The 25467-nt window shown below is 64.9% G+C and carries 30 protein-coding genes; 16 read left to right on the forward strand and 14 right to left on the reverse strand.

What is annotated here, in order from left to right; genetic code table 11:
- The first annotated feature begins 163 nt into the window (after positions 1 to 163).
- Positions 164 to 400 (forward strand): BolA family protein, encoded by a 237-nt coding sequence (locus J2R78_RS30845; RefSeq protein ID WP_016843470.1) that lies wholly within the window; start codon positions 164 to 166, stop codon positions 398 to 400.
- A gap of 33 nt (positions 401 to 433) precedes the next feature.
- Positions 434 to 1615: a low temperature requirement protein A gene (locus tag J2R78_RS30850; protein WP_253607948.1), complete on the forward strand. Its 1182-nt coding sequence runs from the start codon at positions 434 to 436 to the stop codon at positions 1613 to 1615.
- A gap of 9 nt (positions 1616 to 1624) precedes the next feature.
- On the opposite strand, the gene J2R78_RS30855 is transcribed toward J2R78_RS30850, so the two are convergent.
- The 3 genes from J2R78_RS30855 to egtB are packed head-to-tail and all read right to left on the reverse strand — an operon-like array spanning position 1625 to position 4323.
- Positions 1625 to 2020 (reverse strand): DUF4345 domain-containing protein, encoded by a 396-nt coding sequence (locus tag J2R78_RS30855; RefSeq protein ID WP_253607949.1) that lies wholly within the window; start codon positions 2018 to 2020, stop codon positions 1625 to 1627.
- Positions 2021 to 2047: 27 nt separating this feature from the next.
- On the reverse strand, positions 2048 to 3016 hold the full coding sequence (gene egtD / locus J2R78_RS30860; RefSeq protein WP_253607950.1) for an L-histidine N(alpha)-methyltransferase: 969 nt from the start codon (positions 3014 to 3016) through the stop codon (positions 2048 to 2050).
- A 53-nt stretch (positions 3017 to 3069) separates the two neighbouring features.
- Positions 3070 to 4323 (reverse strand): ergothioneine biosynthesis protein EgtB, encoded by a 1254-nt coding sequence (egtB, locus tag J2R78_RS30865; protein WP_092088548.1) that lies wholly within the window; start codon positions 4321 to 4323, stop codon positions 3070 to 3072.
- Between the two features lie 292 nt (positions 4324 to 4615).
- Here egtB and grxD point away from each other — a divergent pair, with 292 nt between their 5' ends.
- From grxD to J2R78_RS30895, 6 genes are all read left to right on the forward strand, one after another.
- Positions 4616 to 4948: a Grx4 family monothiol glutaredoxin gene (gene grxD, locus J2R78_RS30870; protein ID WP_016843475.1), complete on the forward strand. Its 333-nt coding sequence runs from the start codon at positions 4616 to 4618 to the stop codon at positions 4946 to 4948.
- Positions 4945 to 5496, forward strand: coding sequence for an O-acetyl-ADP-ribose deacetylase (locus J2R78_RS30875; protein WP_057018462.1), 552 nt, complete (start codon positions 4945 to 4947; stop codon positions 5494 to 5496). The genes grxD and J2R78_RS30875 overlap by 4 nt, the downstream gene beginning before the upstream one ends.
- Positions 5497 to 5545: 49 nt before the next feature.
- Positions 5546 to 6829 carry a serine hydrolase gene (locus tag J2R78_RS30880; protein WP_176937136.1) on the forward strand — a complete coding sequence of 428 codons (1284 nt, stop codon included), beginning with the start codon at positions 5546 to 5548 and terminating at the stop codon, positions 6827 to 6829.
- Between the two features lie 67 nt (positions 6830 to 6896).
- Positions 6897 to 8195 (forward strand): serine hydrolase, encoded by a 1299-nt coding sequence (locus tag J2R78_RS30885; protein ID WP_253607951.1) that lies wholly within the window; start codon positions 6897 to 6899, stop codon positions 8193 to 8195.
- A 21-nt stretch (positions 8196 to 8216) separates the two neighbouring features.
- Complete coding sequence (locus J2R78_RS30890; RefSeq protein WP_253607952.1) at positions 8217 to 9398, forward strand: serine hydrolase; 1182 nt, start codon at positions 8217 to 8219, stop codon at positions 9396 to 9398.
- 69 nt (positions 9399 to 9467) lie between these two features.
- Positions 9468 to 9731 (forward strand): DUF3471 domain-containing protein, encoded by a 264-nt coding sequence (locus J2R78_RS30895; protein WP_253607953.1) that lies wholly within the window; start codon positions 9468 to 9470, stop codon positions 9729 to 9731.
- Positions 9732 to 9775: 44 nt separating this feature from the next.
- Here the strand turns inward: J2R78_RS30895 and J2R78_RS30900 are convergent, their stop codons facing one another.
- From J2R78_RS30900 to murI, 8 genes are all read right to left on the reverse strand, one after another.
- Positions 9776 to 10843: a low specificity L-threonine aldolase gene (locus J2R78_RS30900; RefSeq protein ID WP_253607954.1), complete on the reverse strand. Its 1068-nt coding sequence runs from the start codon at positions 10841 to 10843 to the stop codon at positions 9776 to 9778.
- A 39-nt stretch (positions 10844 to 10882) separates the two neighbouring features.
- Positions 10883 to 11179 (reverse strand): type II toxin-antitoxin system RelE/ParE family toxin, encoded by a 297-nt coding sequence (locus J2R78_RS30905; RefSeq protein ID WP_092088560.1) that lies wholly within the window; start codon positions 11177 to 11179, stop codon positions 10883 to 10885.
- Positions 11158 to 11385 carry a hypothetical protein gene (locus J2R78_RS30910; RefSeq protein ID WP_076828477.1) on the reverse strand — a complete coding sequence of 76 codons (228 nt, stop codon included), beginning with the start codon at positions 11383 to 11385 and terminating at the stop codon, positions 11158 to 11160. The genes J2R78_RS30905 and J2R78_RS30910 overlap by 22 nt, the downstream gene beginning before the upstream one ends.
- Before the next feature lie 119 nt (positions 11386 to 11504).
- Positions 11505 to 12122 carry a 30S ribosomal protein S4 gene (gene rpsD, locus J2R78_RS30915; protein WP_076828559.1) on the reverse strand — a complete coding sequence of 206 codons (618 nt, stop codon included), beginning with the start codon at positions 12120 to 12122 and terminating at the stop codon, positions 11505 to 11507.
- A gap of 268 nt (positions 12123 to 12390) precedes the next feature.
- Positions 12391 to 13176 carry an acyltransferase gene (locus tag J2R78_RS30920; protein ID WP_253607955.1) on the reverse strand — a complete coding sequence of 262 codons (786 nt, stop codon included), beginning with the start codon at positions 13174 to 13176 and terminating at the stop codon, positions 12391 to 12393.
- A gap of 119 nt (positions 13177 to 13295) precedes the next feature.
- Positions 13296 to 13685, reverse strand: coding sequence for a cupin domain-containing protein (locus J2R78_RS30925; protein ID WP_253607956.1), 390 nt, complete (start codon positions 13683 to 13685; stop codon positions 13296 to 13298).
- A 291-nt stretch (positions 13686 to 13976) separates the two neighbouring features.
- On the reverse strand, positions 13977 to 14753 hold the full coding sequence (locus tag J2R78_RS30930; protein ID WP_092088568.1) for an HpcH/HpaI aldolase/citrate lyase family protein: 777 nt from the start codon (positions 14751 to 14753) through the stop codon (positions 13977 to 13979).
- A gap of 59 nt (positions 14754 to 14812) precedes the next feature.
- Positions 14813 to 15610: a glutamate racemase gene (gene murI, locus J2R78_RS30935; RefSeq protein ID WP_057018411.1), complete on the reverse strand. Its 798-nt coding sequence runs from the start codon at positions 15608 to 15610 to the stop codon at positions 14813 to 14815.
- A gap of 184 nt (positions 15611 to 15794) precedes the next feature.
- Here murI and J2R78_RS30940 point away from each other — a divergent pair, with 184 nt between their 5' ends.
- Both J2R78_RS30940 and J2R78_RS30945 read left to right on the forward strand, forming a co-directional pair.
- Positions 15795 to 16358 (forward strand): cytochrome b, encoded by a 564-nt coding sequence (locus tag J2R78_RS30940; RefSeq protein ID WP_253607957.1) that lies wholly within the window; start codon positions 15795 to 15797, stop codon positions 16356 to 16358.
- Positions 16359 to 16496: 138 nt separating this feature from the next.
- Positions 16497 to 17519 (forward strand): agmatine/peptidylarginine deiminase, encoded by a 1023-nt coding sequence (locus tag J2R78_RS30945; protein ID WP_057018413.1) that lies wholly within the window; start codon positions 16497 to 16499, stop codon positions 17517 to 17519.
- Positions 17520 to 17574: 55 nt separating this feature from the next.
- Here the strand turns inward: J2R78_RS30945 and J2R78_RS30950 are convergent, their stop codons facing one another.
- The 3 genes from J2R78_RS30950 to J2R78_RS30960 form a co-directional block, all read right to left on the reverse strand.
- Positions 17575 to 18747, reverse strand: coding sequence for a M20 aminoacylase family protein (locus tag J2R78_RS30950; protein WP_253607958.1), 1173 nt, complete (start codon positions 18745 to 18747; stop codon positions 17575 to 17577).
- A gap of 168 nt (positions 18748 to 18915) precedes the next feature.
- Positions 18916 to 19584, reverse strand: a complete 669-nt coding sequence (locus J2R78_RS30955) for a response regulator transcription factor (protein WP_253607959.1) — start codon at positions 19582 to 19584, stop codon at positions 18916 to 18918.
- Position 19585: 1 nt separating this feature from the next.
- On the reverse strand, positions 19586 to 20956 hold the full coding sequence (locus J2R78_RS30960) for a histidine kinase (RefSeq protein ID WP_076828560.1): 1371 nt from the start codon (positions 20954 to 20956) through the stop codon (positions 19586 to 19588).
- 244 nt (positions 20957 to 21200) lie between these two features.
- Here J2R78_RS30960 and J2R78_RS30965 point away from each other — a divergent pair, with 244 nt between their 5' ends.
- The 6 genes from J2R78_RS30965 to J2R78_RS30985 all read left to right on the forward strand — a co-directional run bounded on the left by J2R78_RS30965 (position 21201) and on the right by J2R78_RS30985 (position 25464).
- Entirely contained in the window at positions 21201 to 21983 is a 783-nt protein-coding gene (locus J2R78_RS30965) for a MotA/TolQ/ExbB proton channel family protein (RefSeq protein WP_253607960.1), read from the forward strand.
- Positions 21980 to 22669, forward strand: a complete 690-nt coding sequence (locus tag J2R78_RS30970) for a hypothetical protein (protein WP_076828495.1) — start codon at positions 21980 to 21982, stop codon at positions 22667 to 22669. Before J2R78_RS30965 ends, J2R78_RS30970 begins: the two co-directional genes overlap by 4 nt.
- Positions 22662 to 23270: a hypothetical protein gene (locus J2R78_RS30975; protein ID WP_253607961.1), complete on the forward strand. Its 609-nt coding sequence runs from the start codon at positions 22662 to 22664 to the stop codon at positions 23268 to 23270. The genes J2R78_RS30970 and J2R78_RS30975 overlap by 8 nt, the downstream gene beginning before the upstream one ends.
- A 621-nt stretch (positions 23271 to 23891) precedes the next feature.
- Positions 23892 to 24026, forward strand: a complete 135-nt coding sequence (locus tag J2R78_RS44825) for a hypothetical protein (RefSeq protein WP_016843141.1) — start codon at positions 23892 to 23894, stop codon at positions 24024 to 24026.
- The gene (locus J2R78_RS30980) at positions 24023 to 24616 is read left to right on the forward strand and encodes a TetR family transcriptional regulator (protein ID WP_028336783.1); all 594 of its coding nucleotides are present in this window, start codon (positions 24023 to 24025) and stop codon (positions 24614 to 24616) included. The genes J2R78_RS44825 and J2R78_RS30980 overlap by 4 nt, the downstream gene beginning before the upstream one ends.
- A gap of 107 nt (positions 24617 to 24723) precedes the next feature.
- Complete coding sequence (locus J2R78_RS30985; protein ID WP_253607962.1) at positions 24724 to 25464, forward strand: metallophosphoesterase; 741 nt, start codon at positions 24724 to 24726, stop codon at positions 25462 to 25464.
- The last annotated feature ends 3 nt before the right edge of the window (positions 25465 to 25467 follow it).

The following is a 25467-nucleotide window of genomic DNA, read 5'->3' on the forward strand; positions in this document are numbered from 1 at the left end:
TCGGTGTGATGGCTTGTGACCGATTGATGCAGGTTTAAATCGCTGGGAATGGGAATATAGTGTGCCCGGGATGACCTAGAAGACCCCAAGGGCTAGGTTTTATCCTTAGGTTTATCTGGCCGATCTGGCCCTGATTCGAACGACCTGACGGAGGTGGACTGGGATGCCGATGGACGCCCGTGATATCGAATCGATGATCAAGGCAGCGATTCCCGATGCCGAGGTGACGATCCGCGATCTGGCCGGCGACGGCGACCACTACGCCGCCACTGTTATTTCCGAGTCATTCCGCGGCAAGTCCCGCGTCCAGCAGCACCAGATCGTCTACCAGTCGCTGAAGGGCCAGATGGGCGGCGTGCTGCACGCGCTGGCCCTGCAGACCGGCGTGCCGGAAGGCTAGGGCCCGGCAAAGCTGCGGGCGGGGGCCTCAAGCATGGTGGACAATCCGCGTGGCGCGATGTTTCGCGTCATCGTGCCGAACCAGCACAGCCGCGTCACCAATGCCGAGCTGTTCTTCGACCTCGTCTTCGTCTTCGCCGTCACGCAGCTGTCGCATACGCTGCTGCACCACTTCACCCTGCTTGGGGCGGTGCAGGTCACGCTGCTGTTCCTCGCGGTGTGGTGGGTGTGGGTCTACACCACTTGGGTCACCAACTGGCTCAATCCCGAGCTGACGCCGGTCCGCCTGCTGCTGTTCGTGCTGATGCTGGGCGGGCTGTTGCTGTCGACCTCCATACCGACCGCCTTCGAGGGCCGCGGGCTGTGGTTCGCCGGGACCTATGCGGCAATGCAGGTCGGCCGCACCACGTTCTGGCTGCTGGCGACGCCGCGGCGCCGGACGGCGGTGCGCCACAACGCCATCCGCATCCTGACCTGGCTGTCCTGCTCGGCCGTGCTGTGGATTCTCGGCGGATTCGCCGAACATGAGACGCGGATGTGGCTCTGGATTGCGGCGCTGACCATCGAATATATCGCGCCGGCCGCGCGATTCTGGACCCCTGGGCTCGGCTTTTCCTCGATCGAGGCGTGGTCGGTCGAGGGTGGCCACATGGCCGAGCGCTGCGCCGGCTTCATCATCATTGCGCTCGGCGAGGCCATCGTGGTCGATGGCGCGACCTTTGCCGAGCTGACCTGGACGCCGGAGAATGTCACCGCGTTCATCTCGGCGCTGGTCGGCAGCATCGCGATGTGGTGGATCTATTTCCACAAGGGCGCCGAGGCCGGCTCGGATATGATCTCCAGGTCAGAGGAATCCGGCCGCGTAGCACGGATCGCCTATACCTATCTGCACATGCCGATCGTCGGCGGCATCATCCTCACCGCGGTGGCCGACGAACTGGTGCTGAAGCACCCGTCCGGTCATTCCGATCTGAACACGATCGTCAGCTCGGTGGGCGGGCCCATGCTGTTCCTGGTCGGGACCATCCTGTTCAAATATGTGATCCGCAACTTCCTGCAGCTGTCGCACGGCGTCGGCATCGTCGCGCTGGCGATCACGGCCTATTTCGCCCGCGAGATGTCGCCGCTGGTGCTCTCGCTCGTCACGACCGCGATCATGATCGTGGTCGCGGCATGGGAGTCGATCTCGCTGCGGTCGACGGGGGAAGAGGGATAGCGGCCGCCGCTACTTGCGGGCGGCCTTTGCTACCAGGTGCTGCCAATAGACGAACAGCGGTGCGCCGATCACTTCGAGCGCGGTGAAGCCCACGAAGGGCAGCGGCGGCAAGCCGACCATCAGCATCGACAGCAGCCTGCCGATGCCGCCGAGGAAGATGCCGCCCCAGACCACCCGAAACAGCACGCTCTCGCTTTCGATCCGCGGCACCAGCCAGAGCAGCGCGAGGCCGAGACCGAGCCAGACCCCGCCGAAGAAGCGCAGATTGCTGTCGAGCACCGGCAGCGCTGGGACGCCCGCGGAGGCGTAGAGCGGATCACTGACGCCCAGCATGGTGATGATGCCGGTCAGGATCGGGACCAGGGCGAGCAACGCCGTCGCGATCTGCAGCGGACGCCTGCCCATGATTTGCCCCGTCTCTTGGTCTGGGCGCTAGTCCGCGACCAGCGCGTGCACCGAGAACATCGTGTTGGCGTCGGTCCAGCTCTCGCGCACCGTCCAGCCCGCGCTACGGGCGAGCGCGGTGAAGCGCTCGAGCGAGTATTTGTAGCTGTTCTCGGTATGGATGCTCTCGCCCGGACGGAACGCAAAGGTGTTGCCGAGGATGCGCACGGTCTGCGCCTTGCGGCTGATCAGGTGCATCTCGATGCGATGACGATCGCGGTTGTAGATCGAGCGGTGCGTGAAGCCCGACAGATCGAAATTGCCGCCGAGTTCGCGGTTGATGCGAACCAGCACATTGAGGTTGAACCGCGCGGTGACGCCGGCCGCGTCGTTATAGGCGTCGTACAGCACGCGCTCGTCCTTCTCGAGGTCGACGCCGATGATCATCTGCGCGCCGTGGCCGAGGATTTTTCGCGCGCTGCGCAGGAAGGCCAAGGCCTCGCTCGGCTCGAAATTGCCGAGCGTCGAGCCGGGGAAGAAGCCGACCTTCGGCATCGCGGCGACGGCCTCGGGCAGCGTGAACGGCGTGGTGAAATCGGCAGCGACCGGGTAGATGCCGAGGCGAGAGAAATCCTTCCGCAGCCCGTCGGCCTGGGCTTTCAGGAAATCGCCTGAGATATCGACCGGCACATAGGCTCCGAATTCGCAATGCTCGAGCAGCAGGCGCACCTTGGTGGTCGCGCCGGCGCCGAACTCGACCAGCGCCGCGCCGTCAGGGATGATCGCGGCGATCTCGTCGCCGCGGTCGCGCAGGATGCCAAGCTCGGTGCGCGTCGGATAATATTCCGGCAGCACCGTGATCTGCTCGAACAGCTCGGAGCCGGTGGCGTCGTAGAAATATTTCGGCGACAGCCGTTTCGGGTGACGGGCGAGATCGCCAATCACGTCGCCGGCAAACACCGATGTCGCTTCGTCGAACGGATACGCTTTGGCCAAAGCGGCGGCATGCACATTCATGATACTCTCCCGAACGCGCTTACCGACGCGTTATTGATGTCGACAGGACTCAATCAGGCATAGTCTGCGAGGCGTAACCCCGTGAATTGCCAGCGATGGTGTGGATAGAAGAAGTTGCGATAGGTGACGCGGCTGTGACCTGAAGGCGTCGCCAGCGACGAGCCGCGCAGCACGAGCTGGTTGACCATGAACTTGCCGTTGTACTCACCGAGCGCGCCTTCGATCGCGCGGTAGCCCGGATAGGGCGAGTAGGAGCTACGGGTCCATTGCCAGACGATGCCGTAGGCGTCGTTGAGCAGGCCGGCGCGCGCGGCGACCTCCCATTCCATCTCGGTCGGCAGGTGCCTGCCGGCCCATCGGGCGAAGGCGTCGGCCTCGTAATAGCTGACGTGGCAAACCGGCGCGGACGGATCGATCGGCTGCAGGCCGCCGAGCGTCATGATCCTCCATTCGCCGTCAATCTCGCGCCAGTGGCCGGGTGCCTGCCAGCCCTCGTTGCTCACCGTGCCAAAGCCATCCATCAGCCACAGCGTGGCGGTGGAATAACCGCCGTCCTTCATGAAGGCGAGCCACTCTGCATTGGTGACGAGGTTCTTCGCGAGCTTGACCGGGCCGACCAAAGCGCGATGCGCGGGCTTCTCATTGTCGAAATGGAAGCTGTCGTCGCCATGGCCGACGGTGTGGATGCCTTCGTTGAGCGTCACCCATTCCTCAACCCCGTGCTGCGACGCCGGGAAGCGCCACGCCGGATCGTAGGCCGGCGGGATCGGGTTCTGCGCGAAGGCATGCAGGATGTCGGTGTACATCAGCTCCTGATGCTGCTGCTCGTGATTGAGGCCGACCTCGACCAGCGGCACCAGCGCCTCGAGCGTATCGGCACCGGCAGTCTGGAAGAATTTCACCACCTCGGCGTCGACATGGCGGCGGTAGGCGGTGACTTCGTCGGCGGTCGGGCGGGTCAAATGGCCGCGCTGGTGGCGGGCGTGCCGCGGACCGGCGCTGACGTAATAAGAATTGAACAGATAAGCGTAGTCCGGATGGAATGGCGTGTAGCCCTTGACATGCTCGCCGAGCAGGAACTGCTCGAAGAACCAGGTGGTATGGGCGCGGTGCCATTTGGCCGGGCTCGCGTCCGGCATCGACTGGATCAGCTGGTCTTCGGGCGACAGCGGTGCGGCCCGCCGTTCGGTCTCGTCGCGGACGGCGCGATAGGCGTCCACCAAGCGCTGGGTGAGCGGTCCGGATTCGGAGGACAGTGACGGGGGGACGGCGGGAAGGGCGGCCGCGGCAGAGGCTGGTTTCGTCACAGGGGTCTCCGATTCAATGGAGAGAACGTTGCTTCGGCAAACTGGTTCCCAACGGACAGTTCGTCCTAGATAGGGGCTCCGTTACGGGAAAAAAGCCTCCCCCCGCGATGATATTGGGGCCGTCAGATAATCCCGGCCCATTTTGGGCGCCCCCAGCGCCCGGCGCATGCCAGATTTCCGCCATTTTGCTTTGGATGCACAATGGTTTGAGCTACATATATAGTCAGTCACGGGTTAGAAGGGTGGGCCGGCCCGTCAAGGCCTGAGAGCGCCGCCCCCGAAGGAAGCGAAAATGAGCATCGAGCAATTCATCGACAACGAAGTGAAGTCGAACGACGTCGTGCTGTTCATGAAGGGCACGCCGCAATTCCCGCAGTGCGGGTTTTCCGGTCAGGTGGTGCAGATCCTCGACCACATCGGCGTCGGGTACAAAGGCCTCAACGTTCTCGAATCCGCCGAGCTGCGCAACGGCATCAAGGTCTATTCGAATTGGCCGACTATTCCGCAGCTCTATGTGAAGGGCGAGTTCGTCGGCGGTTGCGACATCATCCGCGAGATGTTCCAGGCCGGCGAATTGCAGCAGCTGTTTGCCGACAAGGGCATCCCGGTCGACGTGGCTGCCTGACCTTGACGGCGCGCCAGATCGGCAAGGCGCGGCTCGAAGTCATCGTTACCGACATCACGACCCTGCGCGTTGACGCCATCGTCAACGCGGCCAATTCATCGCTGCTCGGCGGTGGCGGCGTTGACGGTGCGATCCATCGTGCCGCGGGCCCCGAGCTGCTCGCCGAGTGCCGCACCCTGCACGGCTGCAAGACCGGCGATGCCAAGATCACCAAAGGCTATCGGCTCCCGGCGAAGCACGTGATCCACGCCGTCGGCCCGATCTGGCACGGCGGCATTCAAAACGAGGATGCGCTGCTCGCATCCTGCTATCGCCGCGGCATCGAGCTGTGCCACGCCAATCAGCTGGGCTCCATCGCATTTCCCGCCATCTCGACCGGCGTCTATCACTTCCCGCCGGACCGCGCCGCCGACATCGCGGTCAAGGCCGTCGTCGATGCCCTGGCCGCCGCACCCGGCCTCGCGCAGGTGATCTTTTGCTGCTTTTCTGCCCAAAGCGGCGAGCTTCATCAGAAGGTCCTGGGGGCCTTTGGCAGCCCTTGTGCCTGATGATACCGCCGCTACACTTCCCCGTGATTTCCGGGGAGGGATAATCCAAATGCATTCATTTCGTTTGACGTGCGCGGCCGCGGCCGCCGCGGTGGTGCTGGCGGCGCCGGCGTACCCGCACACCGAGGGCACCTACGAGATTCCGGCGGGTGCGCATTTCAACCGCGACAAGCTCGCCAAGATCAGCGAGTTCTTCAAGAACGAGGTCGCGACCGGGAAGATTCCTGGCGCCATCGTCTTGATCCAGCAGCACGGCAAGCCGGTCTATCACGAGGCCTTCGGCGTGCAGGATGTGGTCAGCAAGGTGCCGATCACGGACAAGACCATCTTCCGGCTGGCTTCGATGTCCAAGTCGATCACCGCCGTCGTCTCAATGCAGCTGCTGCAGGAGGGCAAATACAAGCTCGACGATCCGGTCTCGAAGTACATCCCGTCCTTTGCCAACGTGAAGGTCGGCGTCGAGAAGAAGGCCGAGGACGGCACCAAGACGCTGGAGCTGGTGCCGCCAAAGCGGCCGCTCACGATCCTCGATCTGATGACGCATACGTCGGGTATCACTTACGGCTTCTATGGCGACAGCCTGGTCCGCAAAGCCTACAAGGAAGCCAATATCTACGGCGGAGATTTTGATCTCGCCGAATTCGCCGAGCGGATCGCCAAGCTGCCGCTGCACAACCAGCCCGGCGCGCTCTGGCAATACGGCCATTCCACCGACATTCTGGCGCGCGTGATGGAGGTGACCACCGGCGAGAAGCTCTCGACGATCGAGCGCGAAAGGCTGCTCGATCCGCTCGGCATGAAGGACACCGGCTTCTTCGTCACCGATCCCGAGAAGCAGAAGCTGATGGCCGAGCCGATGCCGAACGACAGCGACTTCCGGGTCGGCCGGGTCAACGATCCGACCAAGGTCAAGAAATGGGAGTCCGCCAGCGGCGGCATGGTCTCGACCATGGCGGATTATTCGCGCTTCGCGCAGATGCTGCTCAATGGCGGCACCCTCGACGGCAAGACCATCCTGAAGCCCGAGACGTTCAAGGAGCTGACGACCGACCGCGTCGGACCGGGCTCCGGCGTCGAGCGCGACTTTTTCTACTTCCCCGGCGACGGCTTCGGCTTCGGGCTTGGGATCGCGGTGCGCACCGATCCCGGCACTGCGAAGCCACCACCGCCCGGCGATCTCGGCGAGCTGAAATGGGACGGCGCCAGCGGCTGCTATTATGTCATCGACCGCAAGCAGGACTTCTTCTTCGTTCTGCTGGAGCAGACGCCGACCGAGCGTCAGCGCATCCAGCGGACGCTGAAGCAGCTCGTCTATGAAGCCATGGAAAACTAGAGCGTTTTCGAGCGAAGTGGATACCGATTCGCGTGAAGCAGCGCGTTGAAAAGAAGGGAATGACGGCATGATCCGATTCAGGCGGATCGGCTCATGCGCTTGCACGCGTGGGGGCCGCGCGTTCGTCGCGGCACTCGCGTTCGCGTTGGTCGCAACGGTTGCGAAGGCCGGCTCCGCGGGGCCGGCCGCGCACAGCTTCTCGGCGGAAGGCCTCGCCAAGGTTTCCGACTATGTCAGAAACGAGGTCGCGACCGGAAAGATTCCGGGCGCGATCCTGCTGCTGCAGCAGCATGGCAAGCCGGTCTACTACGAGAAGTTCGGGGTTCGCGATGTCGCCACTGAATTCTCGATGAGCGCCGATACCATCTTCCGCCTCTATTCGATGTCGAAGCCGATCACCACGGTCATCGCGATGATGCTGGTCGAGGAAGGCAAGCTCGCCCTCGGCGATCCGGTGTCGAAATATATCCCGGCCTTTGCCGATATGAAGGTCGGGGTGGAAAAGCGCGGCGATGAGGGCAAGATGGCGATGACGCTGGAGCCGCTGAGGCGCCCCATCACCATCGAAGACCTGATGCGCCACACCGCCGGCCTGCCTTACGGCTATTACGGCGGTGGTGTCGTGAACAAGACCTACGCCGATGCCGGCCTGTTCAACAACGATCCCGACAATGCCGAATTCGTGGCGCGGCTTACGGCATTGCCGCTCGCCGAACAACCCGGCACGCAATGGGACTACGGCCATTCCACCGACGTGCTCGGCCGCATCATCGAGGTGATCACGGGGAAATCGCTGTTTCAGGTCGAGAAGGAGCGGCTGCTCGGCCCGCTCGGGATGAACGAGACCGCGTTCTATGTCGCCGACCGGGCGAAATGGCCGCTGATCGCCGAGCCGATGCCGAAGGATCGCACTATCAGTCCGGTCGCCGACGTCCGCAATCCGCGCAAGCCGCTGCGATGGGAATCCGGCGGCGGCGGCATGGTCGGCACCATCGGCGACTATGCGCGCTTCTCGCAGATGCTGCTGAATGGCGGCAGCTATGAGGGCAGGCGCTATCTGAAGCCGGAGACCATCGCGCTGATGGCGAGGGACCATATCGGTCCGGAGACCGGCGTCGTGCGCGACCAGAACTACTATCCCGGTCCGAATTCCGGCTTCGGCCTCGGCTTCGCGGTCCGCACCTCGGTGCCGGCGAACACAGACTGGCCGCTGGGCGAGTATCGCTGGGACGGCGTCGGCGGTACCTTCTTCTTCATCGATCCCGCGGATGACCTGTTCGGGATCTTCATGGTGCAGACGCCGTCGCAGCGCGGCCGAATCCAGCAGGAGCTGAAGACGCTGATCTACCGGGCGATGGGGCGGTAGACGTGGCGCGCGGAGGTGGTCATGCAGGCGATGACATTCACTTTCCGCAAGCTCATCCTCGCGGCCGTCACGTCTGCAGCCATGACTGCGTGCTGGCCTGTTCTGGCCGAAGAACCTCGCCGCCCCAGTGATGCCGACGTCATGCAGCGGATCGACCATGTCTTGAACGGCCTGAGGACGGCGATCGTCGTCGACGGCGATGCGCCAATGACGCTTGCCGATCGCATGAACGAGCTGCACGTTCCCGGTGTCAGCATCGCGGTGATTCACGGCGGCGCCATCGAATGGGTGCGCGGCTTTGGCTCGGTCGCCATCGGCGGTCCGCCCGTGGTGCCGGAAACGCTGTTCCAGGCGGCCTCGATCAGCAAGCCGGTGACCGCCATTGCTGCTCTGGCGCTGGCCCAGGCTGGCAAGCTCGATCTCGATGCGGACGTCAACACTGCGCTCAAGAGCTGGAAGATTCCGGACTATCCGTATCCCCAATCTCGGGTGACAGTTCGGCGGTTGCTGAGCCATACGGCCGGGACCAACGTGCCGTTCTACCCGGGCTATCAGGCGGGCCAGCCGGTCCCCTCGCTCCTCCAGATTCTCGACGGCACGCCGCCTGCGAACAGCGCGCCTGTCCGGGTCGAGCACGAGCCCGGCAAGCAGGACCGCTATTCCGGCAGCGGCTACACGATCGTTCAGCAACTGCTCGTCGATGTGACGGGACGGCCGTTTCCCGCGCTGCTCGACGACGTCGTCCTCAAGCCTTTCGGGATGACGCATTCCAGCTTTGCGCAACCATTGCCTGCGGATCGTTTGACGATGGCCGCCACACCGTACCGGTCGGACGGCGCGCCGGTGCCTGGCGGCCCGCATGTCTATCCCGAACTGGCCGCCGCGGGATTATGGACGACGCCGACCGATCTCGCCCGTCTCTTGCTCGGCGTGTTGGATTCGTTAGCCGGTCGGAGCAATCCCGTTCTGTCGCAATCGATGACGGCCGCGATGCTCTCGCCGGTACTCGGTAGTGCCGACGGGCTACCCCCTGGGATCGGACGACGCGGGCTGGGCTGGCTGGTTCGCGGCTCGGCGCCGAACCGGCAATTCTGGCACAACGGGGTGAACGAGGGCTTCATCGACACCATGGTCATTTTCGAGAACGGCGATGGTGCCGTCGTGATGACGAATGGTTGGGGCGGTCGGATCCTCGTCGACTAGATCCTGCGCAGCATCGCGGCCGAGTACCGCTGGCCGGATCGCCAGGCCAAGGTCGGCAAGTTCATTGCAGTGAGCCCGCAGGCGCTGGATCGTCTGGTCGGAACCTATCGGTTCACGCCGGAATTTTCGATCCGCGTCACGAGGGAGGGCAATCGCCTGTTCAGCGAGGCGACAGGGCAGGAGCGGCGTGAAATCTTCGCCACCAGCGATCGCAAGTTCTTTTTCAAAGTCGTCGATGCCGTGCTGTCATTCGACACGGACGGTCGGAACGCGGCAATGCAAGTGACCCTTCACCAGGAAGGAACTGACCATGTCGGAAAGCGGCTGCCGTAGTTTGGCAGCCCGGATTTCGTGCAGTTCCATCCGGGCTACGGGAGTTACGCCGCGCGCACGATGTCCCTGACGTGTCCGATCGCTTCCTCGATCATCGCTGCCGTGACATCGAGATGCGTGCAGGCCCTGATCCGGCCGTCCATCATCGCCAGCGTCACGCCGCGCTTGCGCAGCTCGGCGACCATCTTGTCGCCTGATACCCCGGCACCGTCGGGCTTGAAGAACACAAGGTTGGTCTCCGGCGTCTGCACCGCGATGCCGTTGATCTGCGACAGGCCGCGCGCCAGCGCCCGGGCATTGGCGTGGTCGTCGGCGAGGCGGTCGACATGGTGATCGAGCGCATGGATGCAGGCGGCGGCGCAGACGCCGGACTGCCGCATCGAGCCGCCGAGCCGCTGCTTCCAGCGCCAGACATCGTCGATGAAGGCCCGGGTGCCGGCGATCACGCCGCCGATCGGCGCGCCGAGGCCCTTGGAGAAATCGATCCAGGCGGAATCCCAGCCCGCCGTCATTTCGCGCGGCGTGATGCCGGACGCCACGGTCGCATTGAGCAGCCGCGCGCCGTCCATGTGGGTGACAAGGCCGTGGGCCTTGGCGATGCGCACGACCTCGTCGAGCACCGCCTTCTTCCAGATCGTGCCGCCACCGATATTGGCGGTCTGCTCGACGCTGACGAGCACCTGCGGCGGCTGGTAGCGGGTGCGCGGATGCAGCGCGGCCTGGAAGGTCTCAGGCGTGAACTGGCCGTCATCACCCGGCAGCTGCGTGATCTGGAAACCGCCGAGCGCGGCATGGGCGCCGCCCTCGCGCGCGATGATATGCGCGGTCGCATGCGCCAAAATCTCGTCGCCGGGGCGGCAATAGGCCAGCGTCGCCGCGACGTTGCACATCGTGCCCGACGGCATGAACACGGCGGCCTCCTTGCCGAGCAGATCGGCGACGCGGGCGCAGAGCTCATTGGTGGTCGGATCGTCGCCGACCTGCTCGTCGCCGACCTCCGCCTTCGCCATCGCCTCGCGCATCGCCGGCGTCGGCCTGGTCTGCGTATCGGACAGAAGGTTGATGCGGACGGGCGGGGCCTTGGGATCGGGCCGGGCAGGGGTGTAGTGCATGGGCTTTCCTCATCGCTCCGCTGGCGTGCGGAATCGCCGCTAGCGTATAGGCCTCCGGGCAGCGTGACGAAACCGCATAATTATGATCTCGGTGGGCGTCACGCGATAGTCGATCAGGTAGGGATAAGGTGTCGCCGAAAGCCGGCGGACGCCTGAGCGGCTTGTCGGGCGCCCTGCACGCGGCTGCTCTTGCAGCAGCGTGACAAGTGCCAAGATGCGGTCCCGCACGTCGACCGCCCCCTGGGGCGATCGTGTCTCGATATAGGAGAGTGCATGATCAATCTGAACAAGAGCGCGTCGCGTGTAACGGACGTTCACAGCCCGTGCTTTGCCCACATCGCACGGACTTCCTCGGCCGTTGCCAGCTCGCCGCGTGCAATCTCGGAGTCGGCTTCAGCCAGATCGGCGTCTTCTTCCGGCGCGAGCTGAAGCGGTGGTTGGTCGACGCCGGCAAGCTGCAGCATGATGCGCGCGAGCTCGTCCTGCTCTGTGTCAGGCAAGTTTGAAACTGTCTCGAAGGCCTGTTCCAGTAACCGGGTCATCGGCAAGAAACCTCAACGGGCAGTCATCTGCCAAGTCCCGAATATCATAGTCGTCTTGTGGGCAAACAAAAAGGCCCCGGCAAAACCGGGGCCTTTCGGATATCGCAATGCTGCAGTGATCAGCGCGAATAGAATTCGACGATCAGATGCGGCTCCATCTGCACCGGGAATGGCACGTCCGAGAGGCCGGGGGTGCGCGCGAACGTCGCGGTCATCTTGGAGTGATCGACCTCGATGAAGTCGGGCACGTCACGCTCAGGGAGCTGGGCCGCTTCCAGCACCGGCGTCAGCTGCTTGGAGGAGTCCTTGACCTCGATGAGGTCGCCGACCTTCAGCTTGTAGCTGCCGATGTTGACCTTGCGGCCGTTCACCTTGATGTGGCCGTGGTTGATGAACTGGCGCGCGGCGAACATCGTGGAGACGAACTTGGCGCGGTAGACCACGGTGTCGAGACGGCGCTCCAGGAGGCCGATCAGGTTCTCGCCGGTGTCGCCCTTCAGGCGGCTGGCTTCGACATAGATGCCGTGGAACTGGCGCTCGGAAATGTTGGCGTAGTAGCCCTTGAGCTTCTGCTTGGCGCGCAGCTGCACGCCGAAGTCGGAGAGCTTGCCCTTGCGGCGCTGGCCGTGCTGGCCGGGGCCGTATTCGCGGCGGTTCACGGGGCTCTTCGGGCGGCCCCAGATATTCTGGCCCATGCGGCGATCGATCTTGTACTTCGCCTCACTGCGCTTTGTCATCGCGTCCTCTTTGTACAGCCGTCGCACCCAGCGCCCGGCGTTTTGTCAGTCTAGGGTTTGAGGAGACGCGCCCTCCTGTGTACCGGCCAAAAGGCCTGTACCGACAGGTCCGCCTCGAAAGCTCGGGGAGGACCACGGGTCGCGAAACGCATCGCGGGCCGAAACCGGCCCGCGAGCAAGGTGGTCTTAAGGAGAAAGTCCGGTTCTGTCAAACAAAACGCAGGGCATTTTGGGCCGAATCGGCGTCAAAATTGGCCAATTTCGTCCGTTAGAGGCGGCTTCCGGCCGCCCGGACCAGCCGGGCATCGGCTTGCGGCCGGCCCGCGCCCAGTTCGGCGGCGATTTCGCCGCCCAGCACCTGCTCGAGGCGGATCAAGGTCTGCGCGATCAGGGCGGCGTCGCAGACCAGATGGTCCCAGCGCACCACCACGTCGACGGTGTGGTCCGGCCTGATCACGCCATAGCTCAACAGGAATGGCCCGGGGCTCAGCGCGTGCAATTCGCCGGGGCCATAGGCCGCGACCGAGGTCACGCCAAAGCTGCCGCAGAAATTGGCGCGCTGCCGGCCAAAATTCATCCCGATCGCCCACGCCAGGCGGCGCAGCGGAAGCGGCAGGCGGGTCACGCAGAGCATTTTGCGGAACGAGGGAATTTCGTGCAGCGGCGCGGTCTTGGCGCGGCGGATGAGCGCGTCGACCTCGGCGAGCGGCATCTCGTCGGCGGCACAGACGCGCTCGAACAGCACACAGTCCTCGCCCTTCTCGACGCGGGCAATCGCCACCATGCCGACGCTGCGCGGCAACTCGTAGAGGCAAGGCCAGGGCCATTTGACGTGCAGCGTGCGCAAGGTTGGCTCGGTCCTGGCGACCAGCGCGAATGCCTTGACGAAGATGGCGGCCCAGCCCGGTGCCTGCGCCGCACGTGCACGAGCCTCGACGATTGCCCGCACGTTCAGGGTGCGCTTCAGGGAGACCAGCGGCACGCCGGCCGATGCATGCATCAGATCGGCGACGAGACGGCGCGGCAATGAAATTTGACGAAATTTACCGCGCATCCGTTCGGTTCAGTTCCTTAGCAAACAGGCAAAAAATCAAAGGCCCGGCGAGCTCAAATGGTTGCTCGCCGCACCTGAAGCTCAGATGAACCAACTGGTCGGAGACCAAGGGGTTCTGCTCACGGCGCTGGTTTTGCCAACGGCTCGCCGGCCTTGACCACATAGACGCCGAGCACCTTGAGCGGCTGGTCGCCGGACGTCTTGGCGTCGTGCACCGCGCCTTCCGGGATCTGGTAGGAATCGCCCGCCTTCAGCTTCAGCGGCGGCTTGCCGTCGATCAGAAGCTCGAGCTCGCCTTCGAGCAAATAGCCGGTTTCAGCGCCGGGACGGGTGTGACGTCCCGACGCACCCCCGGCCGGAACCTCGGCGATCGCGGTGACCGTGTTGTAGCCCGGCGGAAAATCGACCTTCTGCAGCGCCGTCCGCTTGATGCCGCTCTGCTGCGCCAGCGCAGCGCCGGCACCGGCAAGGGCAATCACGGTGAGACCAAGCAGTAATTTCCTGAACATGGATTTTCTTCCCAACCCGCGAATCTCTAGCAGCGCGGAATCGCGGCGGAAAGCGGGCGATGTGTGATGTGCACTTGCGACGTTGGGATTAGTCGGTTCATCCAATAGCGCAGGTTTGCGCAGCTTATTCATGAGCTACTCAGGCGAACGAGCTGTATCGGCGACACGCATCGTTCACTCCGTCGCAGGCGCGATGCCGGAAGTTGCACCCGCGGTTCCTTCACGACGTGACTGGAACCTGCTCGCCGGCAGCTGTGAACAAGCGGAGCGCCGCGCGGCCGCGTTTGACGCCTACCGCTTGATCCCCGCGAACGCGGCCGCAATGCCGCGCTGGAACAGCGACCAGTCGAAGCCGAGCGCGAGCGCGAGGTAGCCGCGCTCGATCATCGCATTGGCCTGTTCGGCGGTGCGTGCGACGCCGCCGATCGGCACGCCGCTCTTCATGATGCCTTGTTCGGCGCGCTGCATCAGCGCGACCACTTCGGGATCGTCGGGCAGACCGCGCTTGTTGATCGAGGTGGCGAGATCGCCGGGTCCAATCACCGCGAGGTCGATGCCCGGTGTCGCCATGATCTCGTCGATGCGGTTCACGGCATCGACGTGCTCGATCGTGATCATGCAGATCATGTCGTCGTCAGCGGTCGCCATGTAGTCGTTCATCGAGACGCCCCAGCGGAACGGCGCATGGAACGGTCCCCAGAGCCGGTCGCCTTGCGGCGGATAGCGCACGCTGCGCACCGCCTTCACCGCATCGCTTGCGTTGCAGATCATCGGAAAATTGATGCCGAGCGCACCGATGTCCATCGGTGCCTTGGCGAGATGCGGCTCGTTGGCGGCGATCCGCACCATCGGCACGCAGGGCGTGCCCGAGGTCGCCACGATCATCGCATGGGCGGTGCCGAGATCGATCGGCCCGTGCTCGAGATCGACGATGATCCAGTCCAGCGACTGCGCCATGATCTGCACGGTCTGGATGCTCGGAATGGTCGCGATCGCGCCGAAGGTCGGGCGCTTGTCGCGCCACGCCTCGCGCAGGCGATTGAGCGGCGTCAGCGGGGCTGCGGTCAAATTCGGTCCTCCTTCGAAGGAGAGCAGAGGCTAGCAGCGCGTTGTGACGGCGAAAAGGATCAGGCCGGGACGCGGCCGCCGAAGAATGGCGTCAAGGCTTCCGTCAGCGCGTGCGGGCGCTTCGAGGTGAAGATCATCTCGGCGCCGGCCTGGTCGCTCTCGTGGCCGGCAGGGCCGAGCAGGTCGGCGACGCGGCGTGCGATCGCCGGCGCCGGATCGATCCAGTCGACCGGCCAGGGCGCGAGCCTCCTGAGGCGTTCCAGCAGCAGCGGATAATGCGTGCAGGCGAGCACGACGGTGTCGGTGCGGGTGGGGTCGTGGGCGCCATCGCCGACGAAGCAGGGCGCGAGCTCGGCCGCGATATCCTCGTCACGCACGCTCGCGCCGCTGAGGGCGGCCTCCGCCAGCGAGGCGAGCTCGCCGGAGCCGACCAGCGTCACCTCGCAGCCCTGCGCAAAGTCCGAGATCAGCTTGCGGGTATATTCGCGCTTCACGGTGCCCCTTGTGCCGAGCACCGACACGCGCTTCGTTTTCGACGAGGCGCAGGCCGGCTTGATCGCCGGCACGGTGCCGACGAAGGGCAAAGGATAGGCGTCGCGCAGATGCGACATGACCAGGGTGGATGCCGTATTGCAGGCGATCACGACGAGGTCGGGCGCGTGGGCCGCGATCAGCTCACCGACCAGCGGCACCACACGGGCGATGATCTCGTCCTCGCCGTGGTGGCCATAGGGGAAAAAGGCGTCGTCGGCGACATAGACGTAATGCGCGTCGGGCCGGGCGCGGACGATCTCGCGCAGCACGGTGAGGCCGCCGAGGCCGGAATCGAACACAAGGATGGTCGGGGGAGTGGACACGCGAAAACTCTATCCGAAGCAGGGTTACCATTCAGTTGTTTTTGGCTATCCGGCCGCTTCGGCCGACAAAAGGCGGTGAAGCCGGGAATTTCACATGGCCTTGACCGATAGCTGCAAGTATCACGGCAAACTATTGCTGCGACGTGTGAAATCCAAAAATGCGGCCGCAAGGGGGCCACGCGACATGATCCGCAATACCGCCGCGAGCTGGGGCTCGCTCGCCCGCGCGTTCCACTGGGTGCTCGGCATCGCCATCATCGGCATGCTGGCCTATGGCTGGTGGATGAACCACGTCCCGGCGCGGGCGGACAAGTTCTTCTACCGCTCGATCCACGCCGATATCGGCTACCTGGTGCTGCTGCTCACCGTGCTGCGGCTGGTCTGGCGCGGCGTCAACCCGACGCCGGCGCTGCCGGCCGAGATGCCCTCCTGGCAGCGGATCGCCGCCCGGGTCAGCCACGGCGCGCTCTACGCCGTCACCCTCCTGGTGGCGATGCTGGGGTGGGCGCATTCCGGCGCCCGCGCCCAGGATTATTCGAGCTTCTTCGGCCTGTTTCACGTTCCCCAGATCACCTCGCCCGACAAGGCGGCGGCGGATGCCTTTGAGGATCGCCACATCTTCTTCGCCTATGTCTTGCTGGCGCTGATCGTGCTGCACCTCGCCGCGGTCGCCCTCCACCACTTCGTCAAGCGCGACCGTGTCGCCGCGCGGATGGTGGGGACAAGCGAGGTCGACCCCGCCCGCTAGGCGGGGGCGGCCGGCTCTGTGCGTTCCAAAAATGGTCGCCCGCGCGGGGACACCTGCGCTACCCTGTGACGAACGGGGGCGGCCATCGCGGTTCGAATGCTCATGAACGATTCTGCACGACATCAAACGAACTGGCGCATGCCGGACGAGGGCGCCCCGCATGCCGCCACCTGGATGGCCTTTGGCGCCGACGTGGAGCTCTGGGGCACGAAGCTGCTTCCCGTCATCAGAAATAATCTCGCCAGCGTTGCCAAGACAATCGCGGTCTATGAGCCGGTGAAGATGCTCGTGCGCGAGGAGGACTACGACATCGCCGCGCGGCTGTGCGGTCCCTCGGTCAGCCTCGTCGTTCAACCGCTCGATGATGTGTGGCTGCGCGATACCGGACCGGTCTTCGTGACCAATCCGGCCGGGCAGCTCGGCGCCGTCGGGTTCAATTTCAACGGCTGGGGCAACAAGCCGCAACCGTATGCACGCAAGCAGCATCTATATGCACGCGATGCCAAGGTGGCAGAGCATCTGGCCGGAGCCGCGCAGGCAATCTTCTTGAAGGCCGATCTGGTGCTGGAAGGCGGCGGGATCGAGGTCGACGGCGAGGGGACGGCCATCATCACCGAGAGCTGCGTCCTCAACCCAAATCGCAATCCCGACGTCCCCAAGGCGAAATGCGAAGACGAATTGTCTCGCCTGCTCGGACTGGACAAGATCATCTGGCTACCCGGCTGTCACAACAAAGACGACATTACCGACGGCCATACCGATTTCTACGCGCGCTTCACCAGCCCGGGCGTCGTTGTCGCGGGCCTGGAGATGGATACGTCGTTCGACGATTACGAGGTGACGAGAGAACACCTGGCAATCCTGCGCAAGTCGACAGACGCAAGAGGTCGACACCTGAAGGTCGTGGAGTTGCAGGGACCGTCGACGGTCCGTCCAAAGTACGGAAACGACGACGGCTTCGCCGCCGGCTACATCAATTTCTACGTTTGCAACGGTGCCGTGATCGCGCCGGAATTCGGTGATGCGGCAGCGGACCGCAACGCGCGCGACAAGCTGCGCGACCTGTACCCGGACCGGGAAATCATCCAGCTCGATATCGACGGCATCGCCGCCGGTGGCGGCGGCATCCACTGCGTGACGCAGCAGCAGCCGCGCTTGTGAAAGCTGGCGGCCCGGTCGCGAAGCGGGCGACCGGACCGTGGCTGCACGAGCGGCGCTAGCCCGCCGGCATCTGCTTCTCGACCAGCCGCACCCAGTAGGAGGCGCCGTGGCCGAGGATGTTGTCGTTGAACTTGTAGGCGGGGTGGTGGCACATCGGACCGTCGCCCATGCCGAGGAAGACGAACGCGCCGGGTCGCGCTTCCAGCATGAAGGCGAAATCCTCGGCGCCCATCACCGGCACCAGATTGTCGTTGACGCGGTCGGCGCCGACCACATCGCGGGCGACCTCGGCGGCGACGCCGGCCTCGCGCGCGTGGTTCAACGTCACCGGATACATGCGTCCATAATCCGTCTCGGCCGAGCCGCCATAGGCCTTGGCGATGCTGGAGGCGACCTCGCCGATCCGGCGCTCGACCAGGTCGCGCACACCGGGATCGAGCGTGCGCACGGTGCCGCCCAGCGTCACGGTCTCCGGGATCACGTTGAACGCGGTGCCGGCCTCGAACATGGTGATCGAGATGACCGCCGATTTCAGCGGGTCGACATTGCGCGATACGATCGACTGCAGCGCATTGATGATCTGGGCGCCGATCAGCACGCTGTCGACCGCCTCGTGCGGGGCGGCGCCGGCGTGGCCGCCCTTGCCGTGGACCACGATCTTCAACGTGTCTGACGAGGCCAGCATCGGGCCCGGCGTCGTCGCGAAGTAACCCTCGGGCAGGCCGGGCATGTTGTGCAGGCCGTAGACCTCCTGGATGCCCCACCGGGTCATCAGCCCGTCGTCGACCATCGCCTTGCCGCCGGCGCCGCCTTCCTCGGCGGGCTGGAAGATCACGACCGCGGTGCCGTCGAAATTGCGCGTCTCGGTGAGATATTTGGCGGCGCCGAGCAGCATTGCGGTGTGGCCGTCATGGCCGCACGCGTGCATCTTGCCGGGAATCTTCGAGGCGTAGGCGACGCCCGAGGCCTCCGCGATCGGCAGCGCGTCCATGTCGGCGCGCAGGCCGATGGTCTTTCCCGAAGTGGACTTGCGGCCGCGGATCACGCCGACCACGCCGGTGCGCCCGATCCCCGTCACCACCTCGTCGCAGCCGAACTCGCGCAGTCTGTCGGCGACGATGCCGGCGGTGCGGTGGACTTCGTAGAGCAGTTCGGGATTCTCATGGAAGTCATGGCGCCAGGCGGCCATTTCATCCGAGAGGGCGGCAACGCGATGGACGATGGGCATGGGGAGCGTCCGTTTCTTGTGAACTTTGGTGGGCGGGTCAGCGTAGCGTAACCCGCCGACTTGTCACGCGGGAATGGCGTCAGTATCCCGGATGAGCGCAAGCGATATCCGGGGATATGCACAACCAGCCCCGGGTGTCGCTGCGCTCACCCGGGCTACGGGAACGGGCTACAAATTCGCCAGCCCGCATTCGACGGCGAGGCGGACCAGCTGGGCGTCGGTCCGCATGCCGGTCTTGGCCTTGATGAGGTAGTGATAGTTCTGCACGGTCTTGGTGCTGAGGTTGAGGTTGGCGGCGATCTGCTCCTTGGTGCTGCCGGCGGCCAGCTGCCGGAGGATTTCGATCTCGCGCTCGCCGAGCTGGTCGAGCGCCGATCGGGTCGGCACCAGGCTTTCCATCGCCAGCACGCGGGCGACGTCGTCGCTCATCGCATGCTCGCCGCGCGCCACCGAGCGGATCGCCGCGATCAGCTCGGCCGGTTCGCTGCCCTTGGTGACGAAGCCACTGGCGCCGGAGCCGAATGCCGCTTTCACCTGGGCCGCCTCGCTGTGCATGCTGAAGACGAGGATGCGCGCGTCGGCGTCGCGGGCGCGGATGTTGCGGATCGCTTCCAGTCCGCTCGCACCCGGCATCGAGATATCCATCACCACCACGTCCGGCTGGTGCGACTTGAACGCGCGATAGGCACTGGCGGCGTTGTCGGCTTCGGCGACCACGTGGAAATCGTCCTGATGCTCGAGCACGCGCCGGTAGCCCTGGCGGACCACCGGATGATCGTCCACCAGCAGGATCGAGATGCCCCGAATCTTCGCCGTTGTCGTCGTCACGGTTGTCATCTCAGGCGGCGAGCGGGATCGTGGCGGCGACCGACAGGCCGCGGCTGGCGCGCGCGATCGACAGCGAGCCGCCGAGGGCGGTGACGCGTTCGCTGACGCCGGTGAGGCCGAAGCCCGCGGATTGCGCCACCTTGGCCGCATCGCCGCCGCCGTCGTCCTCGACGCGCACCAGCAGGGCGTTCTCGCTTCCGGTGCGCCGCTCGATCCGCAGCACGATCTCGCGCGCCGAGCTGTGGCGCAGCGCATTGGTCAGGCATTCCTGCGCGACGCGATAGGCGGTGGCGGCGACCGTGCCGCTGATGTCGGCAAGGTCGCCCTGCAGATCGAGCTGGATCATCGGCTGCGCCGTGCGCGACCGCCAGCTGTCGACGAGATCGACGAGGCTTGCCTCCAGCCCGAGCTCTTCGGCCGGCGGATGGCGCAGCCGGTTCAGTGTATCGCGCAGGCACGCCATGATGCGGCGCGTCGCCTGCGAGATCATCCGTGCATCCTGCGCAATTTCGGTGCCGGCGGCGTACTTGTCTCCGGCGCTTGCCTCGATCGTGTTGGCGAAGGCGAGGATCGCGGTGAGATTCTGGCCGAACTCATCGTGCAGCTCGCGCGCCAGCGTGCGGCGTTCGTCGTTGCGGATTTCGAGCAGCCGCCTGGTCAGCACCGTGCGTTCCTCCTCGGCAAGCGCGAGGCGGTCGCCGAGATCGCTGACGGCGCGCCCGATCATCGCGAGCTCCATCGAGCGGACGCGCGGCAGCGGCGTACGGTACTCGCCGTCGGCCATCCGCCGCAGCGCCGACACGATCGAGTGGGCGGGCGCCAGCGTGTGCGCGATCGCAAGCGAAGCGAGCAGCGCGATGGCGAGGGCCATCAACAGCGCGACATGGATGTTGTCGAGAATGTGCTGCCAGGCGAGCGCGATCGCGGCGTCCGGATCGGCGATGGCGCGGACGGTTCCCGCGGTCGCGGCGCGGGCGCTGATCGGCCGCTCCACGGTGGCGTGATCGCCGAGTATCATCTGCACGGTGGCCGCGAACCAGCGCGGCGGCGCCTTGCCGATCCCCTTGCTCTGGCCGCAGAGCGGCTTCTCGAAGGCGCCGGCCGGTTCGAACTGCACGCAGATCCCGGGCGCGATCAGGCCCATGGTTTCGATGGTGCGCCAGTCCGGTGCCGGCAGCAATTGCTCGCGCATCCGGTTGCTGCGCAGCAGCAATTCGCGCCAGTACAGCGCCTCGAGCGATTGCGAAACCCGCTCGGCGGATGCCTGCGTGGCACGATCGACACTGCGATAGGCGTCGATCGTGGCCCAGACGGTGGCCGCGCCGAGGCATAGCGCGACGATCACGAGCAGGCGGGCGACCAGTTGAAGCACAAGGCGCATGCGATCACTCCACGGCCAGAGCATGATCCGGAACGGAGAGAAGCGGCTGGTCATGCTCAAACGAGAGGTGCGATGCTAACAGCACCGCTGTTCCCCGCCAATCGCAAGCATGCGAAGCTATGCAGGTCGGGAAATTTGCCTGACGGAATCTGGGCAGATGTCTTTGGACGGCGCAGGCCGGCTCTGCTCTAACGGAAGGTGAGGCCCGCGCCGCGCCTCACGGAACACAGGGAGCTCACGCAGCATGGATGCCAAGGTCGACGTCGCGGCCGCATCGGCCGGCACGGACGCGGCGGAGCGCAGCGCCCTGCTGCTCTGGATGATCTTCACCGGCCTTTCGGTGTTCGCCGCATTCCTGCTGTGGCGCTACGGGCTGATCCGCCTCATGATCAGTTCCGACCGCACCTACATTTCCAGCGTCATCGCCGTCCTTTACATCGTCACCTGCATCCATTGCTTCTGGCGGACGCGGGCGATCGCGCGGGAAGGCGAGGTCGCGCGCTCCTGCCGCACCATCCTCGCCGCGCCAGATGGCGCCAAGATCCTTGCATCAGGGGCGCTCGCATCAAATGCCCGCGGCCTGCCCGGCGGGCTCGTCACCGATCACATCAAGAGCCTGGTGCAGAAGGCCGAGGCGCAGGCCAAGGGGCGCATCGACCAGACCCTGCTGCTGCGGACGCTGGCGGACCGGCTGCGCGGGTCCAACGGCTTCGGCGCCTTCGTCTCCGACACGCTGATGAAGCTCGGCCTGCTCGGCACCATCATCGGCTTCATCATCATGCTGGCGCCGATCGCTTCGCTGGATGCCGCCGACAAGGTCGCGATGAAATCGTCGATGGGCCTGATGAGCGACGGCATGGCGGTCGCGATGTACACGACGCTGGCCGGGCTGATCGGATCGATCCTGGTCCGGATCCAGTACTACATGCTCGATTCCGCGACCCAGCGGGTGTTTTCCGACGCCGTCGTGCTGACCGAGACGCACGTCACGCCGGCCCTGGAACGTCGCCTCGGTACGCCGTCATGATGGATGAGTTCGGGCTCTATCCGCGTGAGGAGCCGTTCGATCCGCTCGGCGTGATGCTGTTCAAGGCGCTGCAGGTCATCGCCTTCCTGTTCTTCCTGGCGCTGCTTGCGGTGTCGCCGGACTCCAAGGAAGGCAAGATCGAATCCAAGGCGGAGTTCATCATCACGATGGACTGGCCGGACAACCATCCTGACGATCTCGACCTGTTCGTGCAGGATCCGGCCGGCAACATCGCCTGGTACCGGCATCGCGAGGCCGGCTTCCTGACGCTCGATCGCGACGACCGCGGCGGCGCCAACGACTTCATCGTGGTCAACGGCAAAAAGATCGCATCGCCGATCCGCGAGGAGATCGTCACGCTGCGCGGCGTCGTCGCCGGCGAATACACCGTCAACGTCTCGCATTTCCAGGCGACGACCGGCCAGCCAGTGCAGGCCAATGTGAAGGTGCAGAAGCTCAATCCGACCGCGCAGGTGATCTTCGACGACAAGCTGACCGTCGATCACACCGGCGACGAGAAGACCGCGGTCAGGTTTCGTCTCGATGCCGAGGGCAAGGTGATCAACGTCGACCGGCGGCCGAAATCGCTGCTCGAGACCTTCCGCAGCAGCTGGCGCAACGGCGGCGACCTCGATCCGAACACCGGCGTCCCGAAATCCGGCGTCAGGGTGCTCCGCAATGATTAGCTTGCAGTCGGTGATCCTCACGCTTGCGGTCGCATACGCGGTGGTCGGTGCGCTGCTCTTGATCGTGCTGGTCTATGCGCGGCTGCACTGGTCGCTGAAGGCTGTCGTCATCGTCGTGACCAGCGCGTTCTATTTCGTCAGCTTCGGCGGCATGCGCGATCTGCTCGGCTGGGCGTCCGCGGAAAAATTGCCGGCGAATTTCAAGCTGCTGTCGACGCGGATCGTGGAGCCGCATTCGCTGGAGGGCGACCCCGGCTCGATCTATCTCTGGGTCGAGGAGCTTGACGAGGACAACCGGCCGAGCGCGATCCCGCGCGCTTTCCGCATTCCCTATAGCGACGCGCTGGCGGAGCAGACCCACACCGCCGAGAACGAGATCAAGGCCGGGCACCCGCAAGGCGGACGGGCGGCGGATTTCGGCGGCGGCGACGGCACCATCATGGACTTCGTCAGGGAGTACATCACGCCGAAGACGATCCTGGAGACGACCGGCGGTGATTCCACGACGGGGACGTTCGTGGCCCCGCCGGCCGGCGCGCAAGGGTCGGTGTTCACGCCGCTGCCGCCGCCCCGGATGCCGCCCAAGGACGAGCAGCGATAGCGGGATGCCTCCCCGGGAGGGTGGCACAAAAATAGGGATCGGGAATAATCAGTCAGCGGGATGGACAGTAATCATCCGGAATTCCTCAATTGCCTGAAGCGTGTACTCTTGGAGCTAACCGGGGCTAGATTTTATCCCCAAGCCATTTTTCCCGGCAAAGGGGCCGCTGCGTGAAGCGGCCCCTTTCGATTCCGGTGGCAAGGTACGGCGAGGGGCCGGCGCGTCGAGGCGGGCTCACAGCACCGTCAGGAATGCGATCGCAAGAACCATCAGCCACCCGACAATGACAAGCGAGACCACCGCGCCCGCGGTGATCTTGGCGATCTCCTTCAAGGTCACTGGCCGGTCCATGCAAGTCTCTCCCAGGTAGCCCCGAGCGAGACATAGGCGCGGATTGGCAGATCGCCCCCGCTGCTCACGGAACGTTGTAGCGCCCATCAGCCGGGGGCTTGCCCGGGAGGATCGCTGTCATTTCACAAAATATTGTCTGACAGATATTGAAATCTGTCAGCGGGATGGTGTATATACTCATCAGCCCAAGGGAGGAGGGCGCCCAGTGGCTGTTCCGGCGTTTGGCCGGCGGAGCCGGACTTAATTTGACTACCTCGAAGGACTACCTCCATGACCATAGAAATCTTTCAATTGACCGCCCAGATTCAACAGTGGCTCAATCTTCGCGTCGCCCGCCACTTGGCCGCCCAGGCCGCCAAGTTCACCCGCGGGCAGGACAGCGATAACCAGACGGTAAACGCATGAACGAGGCGGTGGTTTTGACACCCGAGCGGATCCTTGAGGCAACTGAGGATGTCTTGAGGCGCTTCGGGCTGACCAAGGCCACCGTTGTCGACGTTGCCCGCGCGCTGGATGTCAGCCACGGCAGCGTCTACCGTCACTTCCCCAGCAAAGCCTCACTGCGCGATGCCGTCGCCAAGCGCTGGCTCGACCGCGCCAACGAGCCGCTGTGCAAGATCGCAGCCGGCGATGGCCCGGCGCCGGAGCGGCTGGAGCAATGGCTGCGCACCGCCTTCACGATCAAGCAGAAGAAGGTCTGTGACGATCCCGAGATGTTCGCGACCTACCTGGCGCTGGCGCAGGACGCGCGCGAGGTGGTGGAAGCCTACAAGGACAAGCAGGTCGATCTGATCGCGAAAATCCTGTCCGACGGTGTCGCGCAGGGCGTGTTCGAGATCGACAATGTGAAGGCGACCGCGCGCGCTGTGTTCGACGCCACCGTCCGCTACCATCACCCGGCGCATGCTGAGGAATGGGCCAAGCCGGAATGCCCGGGGCGGATCGATGCGCTGCTGGCCCTGCTGCTGAAGGGCCTGCGGGTCTGCAAGCCCTAGCTGAGCTTTCTGCCGACATCCCCTGACCACCTGATGCCTTTGGCCCGATTGCCGGCCCGGGGCCGCGTGTGCTTGATATCGGATAGGGATCAGCAACGCGGATCACGATGCGGCTTGCACTGTTCGCCGATATTCACGCCAACCGGCAGGGCTTCGCCGCCTGCCTCGACGCTGCGCATGCGCGCGGCGCCGAGCGGCTGATCTGCCTCGGCGATATCGTCGGCTACGGCGCCGATCCCGAATGGGCCGTCGACACGGTGATGGACCTCGTCGCGAAGGGCGCGGTCGCGGTGCGCGGCAATCATGACAATGCGATCGGCGTACCGAGCGACAGCATGAATGCCGAGGCGCAGGCCGCGATCGACTGGACCCGCGGCCGGCTCAGCGGCGAGCAGAAGGCGTTCCTCGCCGAGCTTCCGATGTCGCGGGAGGAGGACAACCGGCTCTACGTGCACTCCGAAGCTTCGGAGCCTGCGAGGTGGCGCTACGTGCGCGACACCGCCGACGCCGCGCGCAGCATGATGGCCACCGAGCTGCAGATCACGTTCTGCGGCCACATCCATCGTCCCGGCCTCTATTCGATGTCCTCGACCGCCAAGATGACGAGCTTCGTTCCGATTTCGGGCATCGCCGTTCAGTTGCTGCCGGGGCGGCGCTGGCTTGCGGTGCTCGGCTCGGTCGGCCAGCCACGCGACGGCGATCCCGCGGCGTCGTTTGCGATGTTCGATACCATAAGCCGCGAGATCACCTTTCATCGCGTGCCCTACGACGTCGCAACCGCGGCGGCGCGGATCAAGGCGAACGGCCTGCCGCACTGGCTCGCCGACCGCCTGCCGCTCGGCCGGTGACGC

The sequence above is a fragment of the Bradyrhizobium sp. USDA 4538 genome (assembly GCF_024171045.1).
Taxonomy (GTDB): domain Bacteria; phylum Pseudomonadota; class Alphaproteobacteria; order Rhizobiales; family Xanthobacteraceae; genus Bradyrhizobium; species Bradyrhizobium australafricanum.

Bases quoted from the DNA above. Each gene is read 5' to 3' on its own strand.
- J2R78_RS30845 (WP_016843470.1), top strand. From the start codon at position 164: ATGCCGATGGACGCCCGTGATATCGAATCGATGATCAAGGCAGCGATT.
- J2R78_RS30850 (WP_253607948.1), top strand. From the start codon at position 434: ATGGTGGACAATCCGCGTGGCGCGATGTTTCGCGTCATCGTGCCGAAC.
- J2R78_RS30855 (WP_253607949.1), bottom strand. From the start codon at position 2,020: ATGGGCAGGCGTCCGCTGCAGATCGCGACGGCGTTGCTCGCCCTGGTC.
- egtD (WP_253607950.1), bottom strand. From the start codon at position 3,016: ATGAATGTGCATGCCGCCGCTTTGGCCAAAGCGTATCCGTTCGACGAA.
- grxD (WP_016843475.1), top strand. From the start codon at position 4,616: ATGAGCATCGAGCAATTCATCGACAACGAAGTGAAGTCGAACGACGTC.
- J2R78_RS30880 (WP_176937136.1), top strand. From the start codon at position 5,546: ATGCATTCATTTCGTTTGACGTGCGCGGCCGCGGCCGCCGCGGTGGTG.
- J2R78_RS30885 (WP_253607951.1), top strand. From the start codon at position 6,897: ATGATCCGATTCAGGCGGATCGGCTCATGCGCTTGCACGCGTGGGGGC.
- J2R78_RS30890 (WP_253607952.1), top strand. From the start codon at position 8,217: ATGCAGGCGATGACATTCACTTTCCGCAAGCTCATCCTCGCGGCCGTC.
- J2R78_RS30900 (WP_253607954.1), bottom strand. From the start codon at position 10,843: ATGCACTACACCCCTGCCCGGCCCGATCCCAAGGCCCCGCCCGTCCGC.
- J2R78_RS30910 (WP_076828477.1), bottom strand. From the start codon at position 11,385: ATGACCCGGTTACTGGAACAGGCCTTCGAGACAGTTTCAAACTTGCCT.
- rpsD (WP_076828559.1), bottom strand. From the start codon at position 12,122: ATGACAAAGCGCAGTGAGGCGAAGTACAAGATCGATCGCCGCATGGGC.
- J2R78_RS30920 (WP_253607955.1), bottom strand. From the start codon at position 13,176: ATGCGCGGTAAATTTCGTCAAATTTCATTGCCGCGCCGTCTCGTCGCC.
- J2R78_RS30925 (WP_253607956.1), bottom strand. From the start codon at position 13,685: ATGTTCAGGAAATTACTGCTTGGTCTCACCGTGATTGCCCTTGCCGGT.
- J2R78_RS30940 (WP_253607957.1), top strand. From the start codon at position 15,795: ATGATCCGCAATACCGCCGCGAGCTGGGGCTCGCTCGCCCGCGCGTTC.
- J2R78_RS30945 (WP_057018413.1), top strand. From the start codon at position 16,497: ATGCCGGACGAGGGCGCCCCGCATGCCGCCACCTGGATGGCCTTTGGC.
- J2R78_RS30950 (WP_253607958.1), bottom strand. From the start codon at position 18,747: ATGCCCATCGTCCATCGCGTTGCCGCCCTCTCGGATGAAATGGCCGCC.
- J2R78_RS30955 (WP_253607959.1), bottom strand. From the start codon at position 19,584: ATGACAACCGTGACGACGACAACGGCGAAGATTCGGGGCATCTCGATC.
- J2R78_RS30960 (WP_076828560.1), bottom strand. From the start codon at position 20,956: ATGCGCCTTGTGCTTCAACTGGTCGCCCGCCTGCTCGTGATCGTCGCG.
- J2R78_RS30965 (WP_253607960.1), top strand. From the start codon at position 21,201: ATGGATGCCAAGGTCGACGTCGCGGCCGCATCGGCCGGCACGGACGCG.
- J2R78_RS30970 (WP_076828495.1), top strand. From the start codon at position 21,980: ATGATGGATGAGTTCGGGCTCTATCCGCGTGAGGAGCCGTTCGATCCG.
- J2R78_RS30975 (WP_253607961.1), top strand. From the start codon at position 22,662: ATGATTAGCTTGCAGTCGGTGATCCTCACGCTTGCGGTCGCATACGCG.
- J2R78_RS44825 (WP_016843141.1), top strand. From the start codon at position 23,892: ATGACCATAGAAATCTTTCAATTGACCGCCCAGATTCAACAGTGGCTC.
- J2R78_RS30980 (WP_028336783.1), top strand. From the start codon at position 24,023: ATGAACGAGGCGGTGGTTTTGACACCCGAGCGGATCCTTGAGGCAACT.
- J2R78_RS30985 (WP_253607962.1), top strand. From the start codon at position 24,724: ATGCGGCTTGCACTGTTCGCCGATATTCACGCCAACCGGCAGGGCTTC.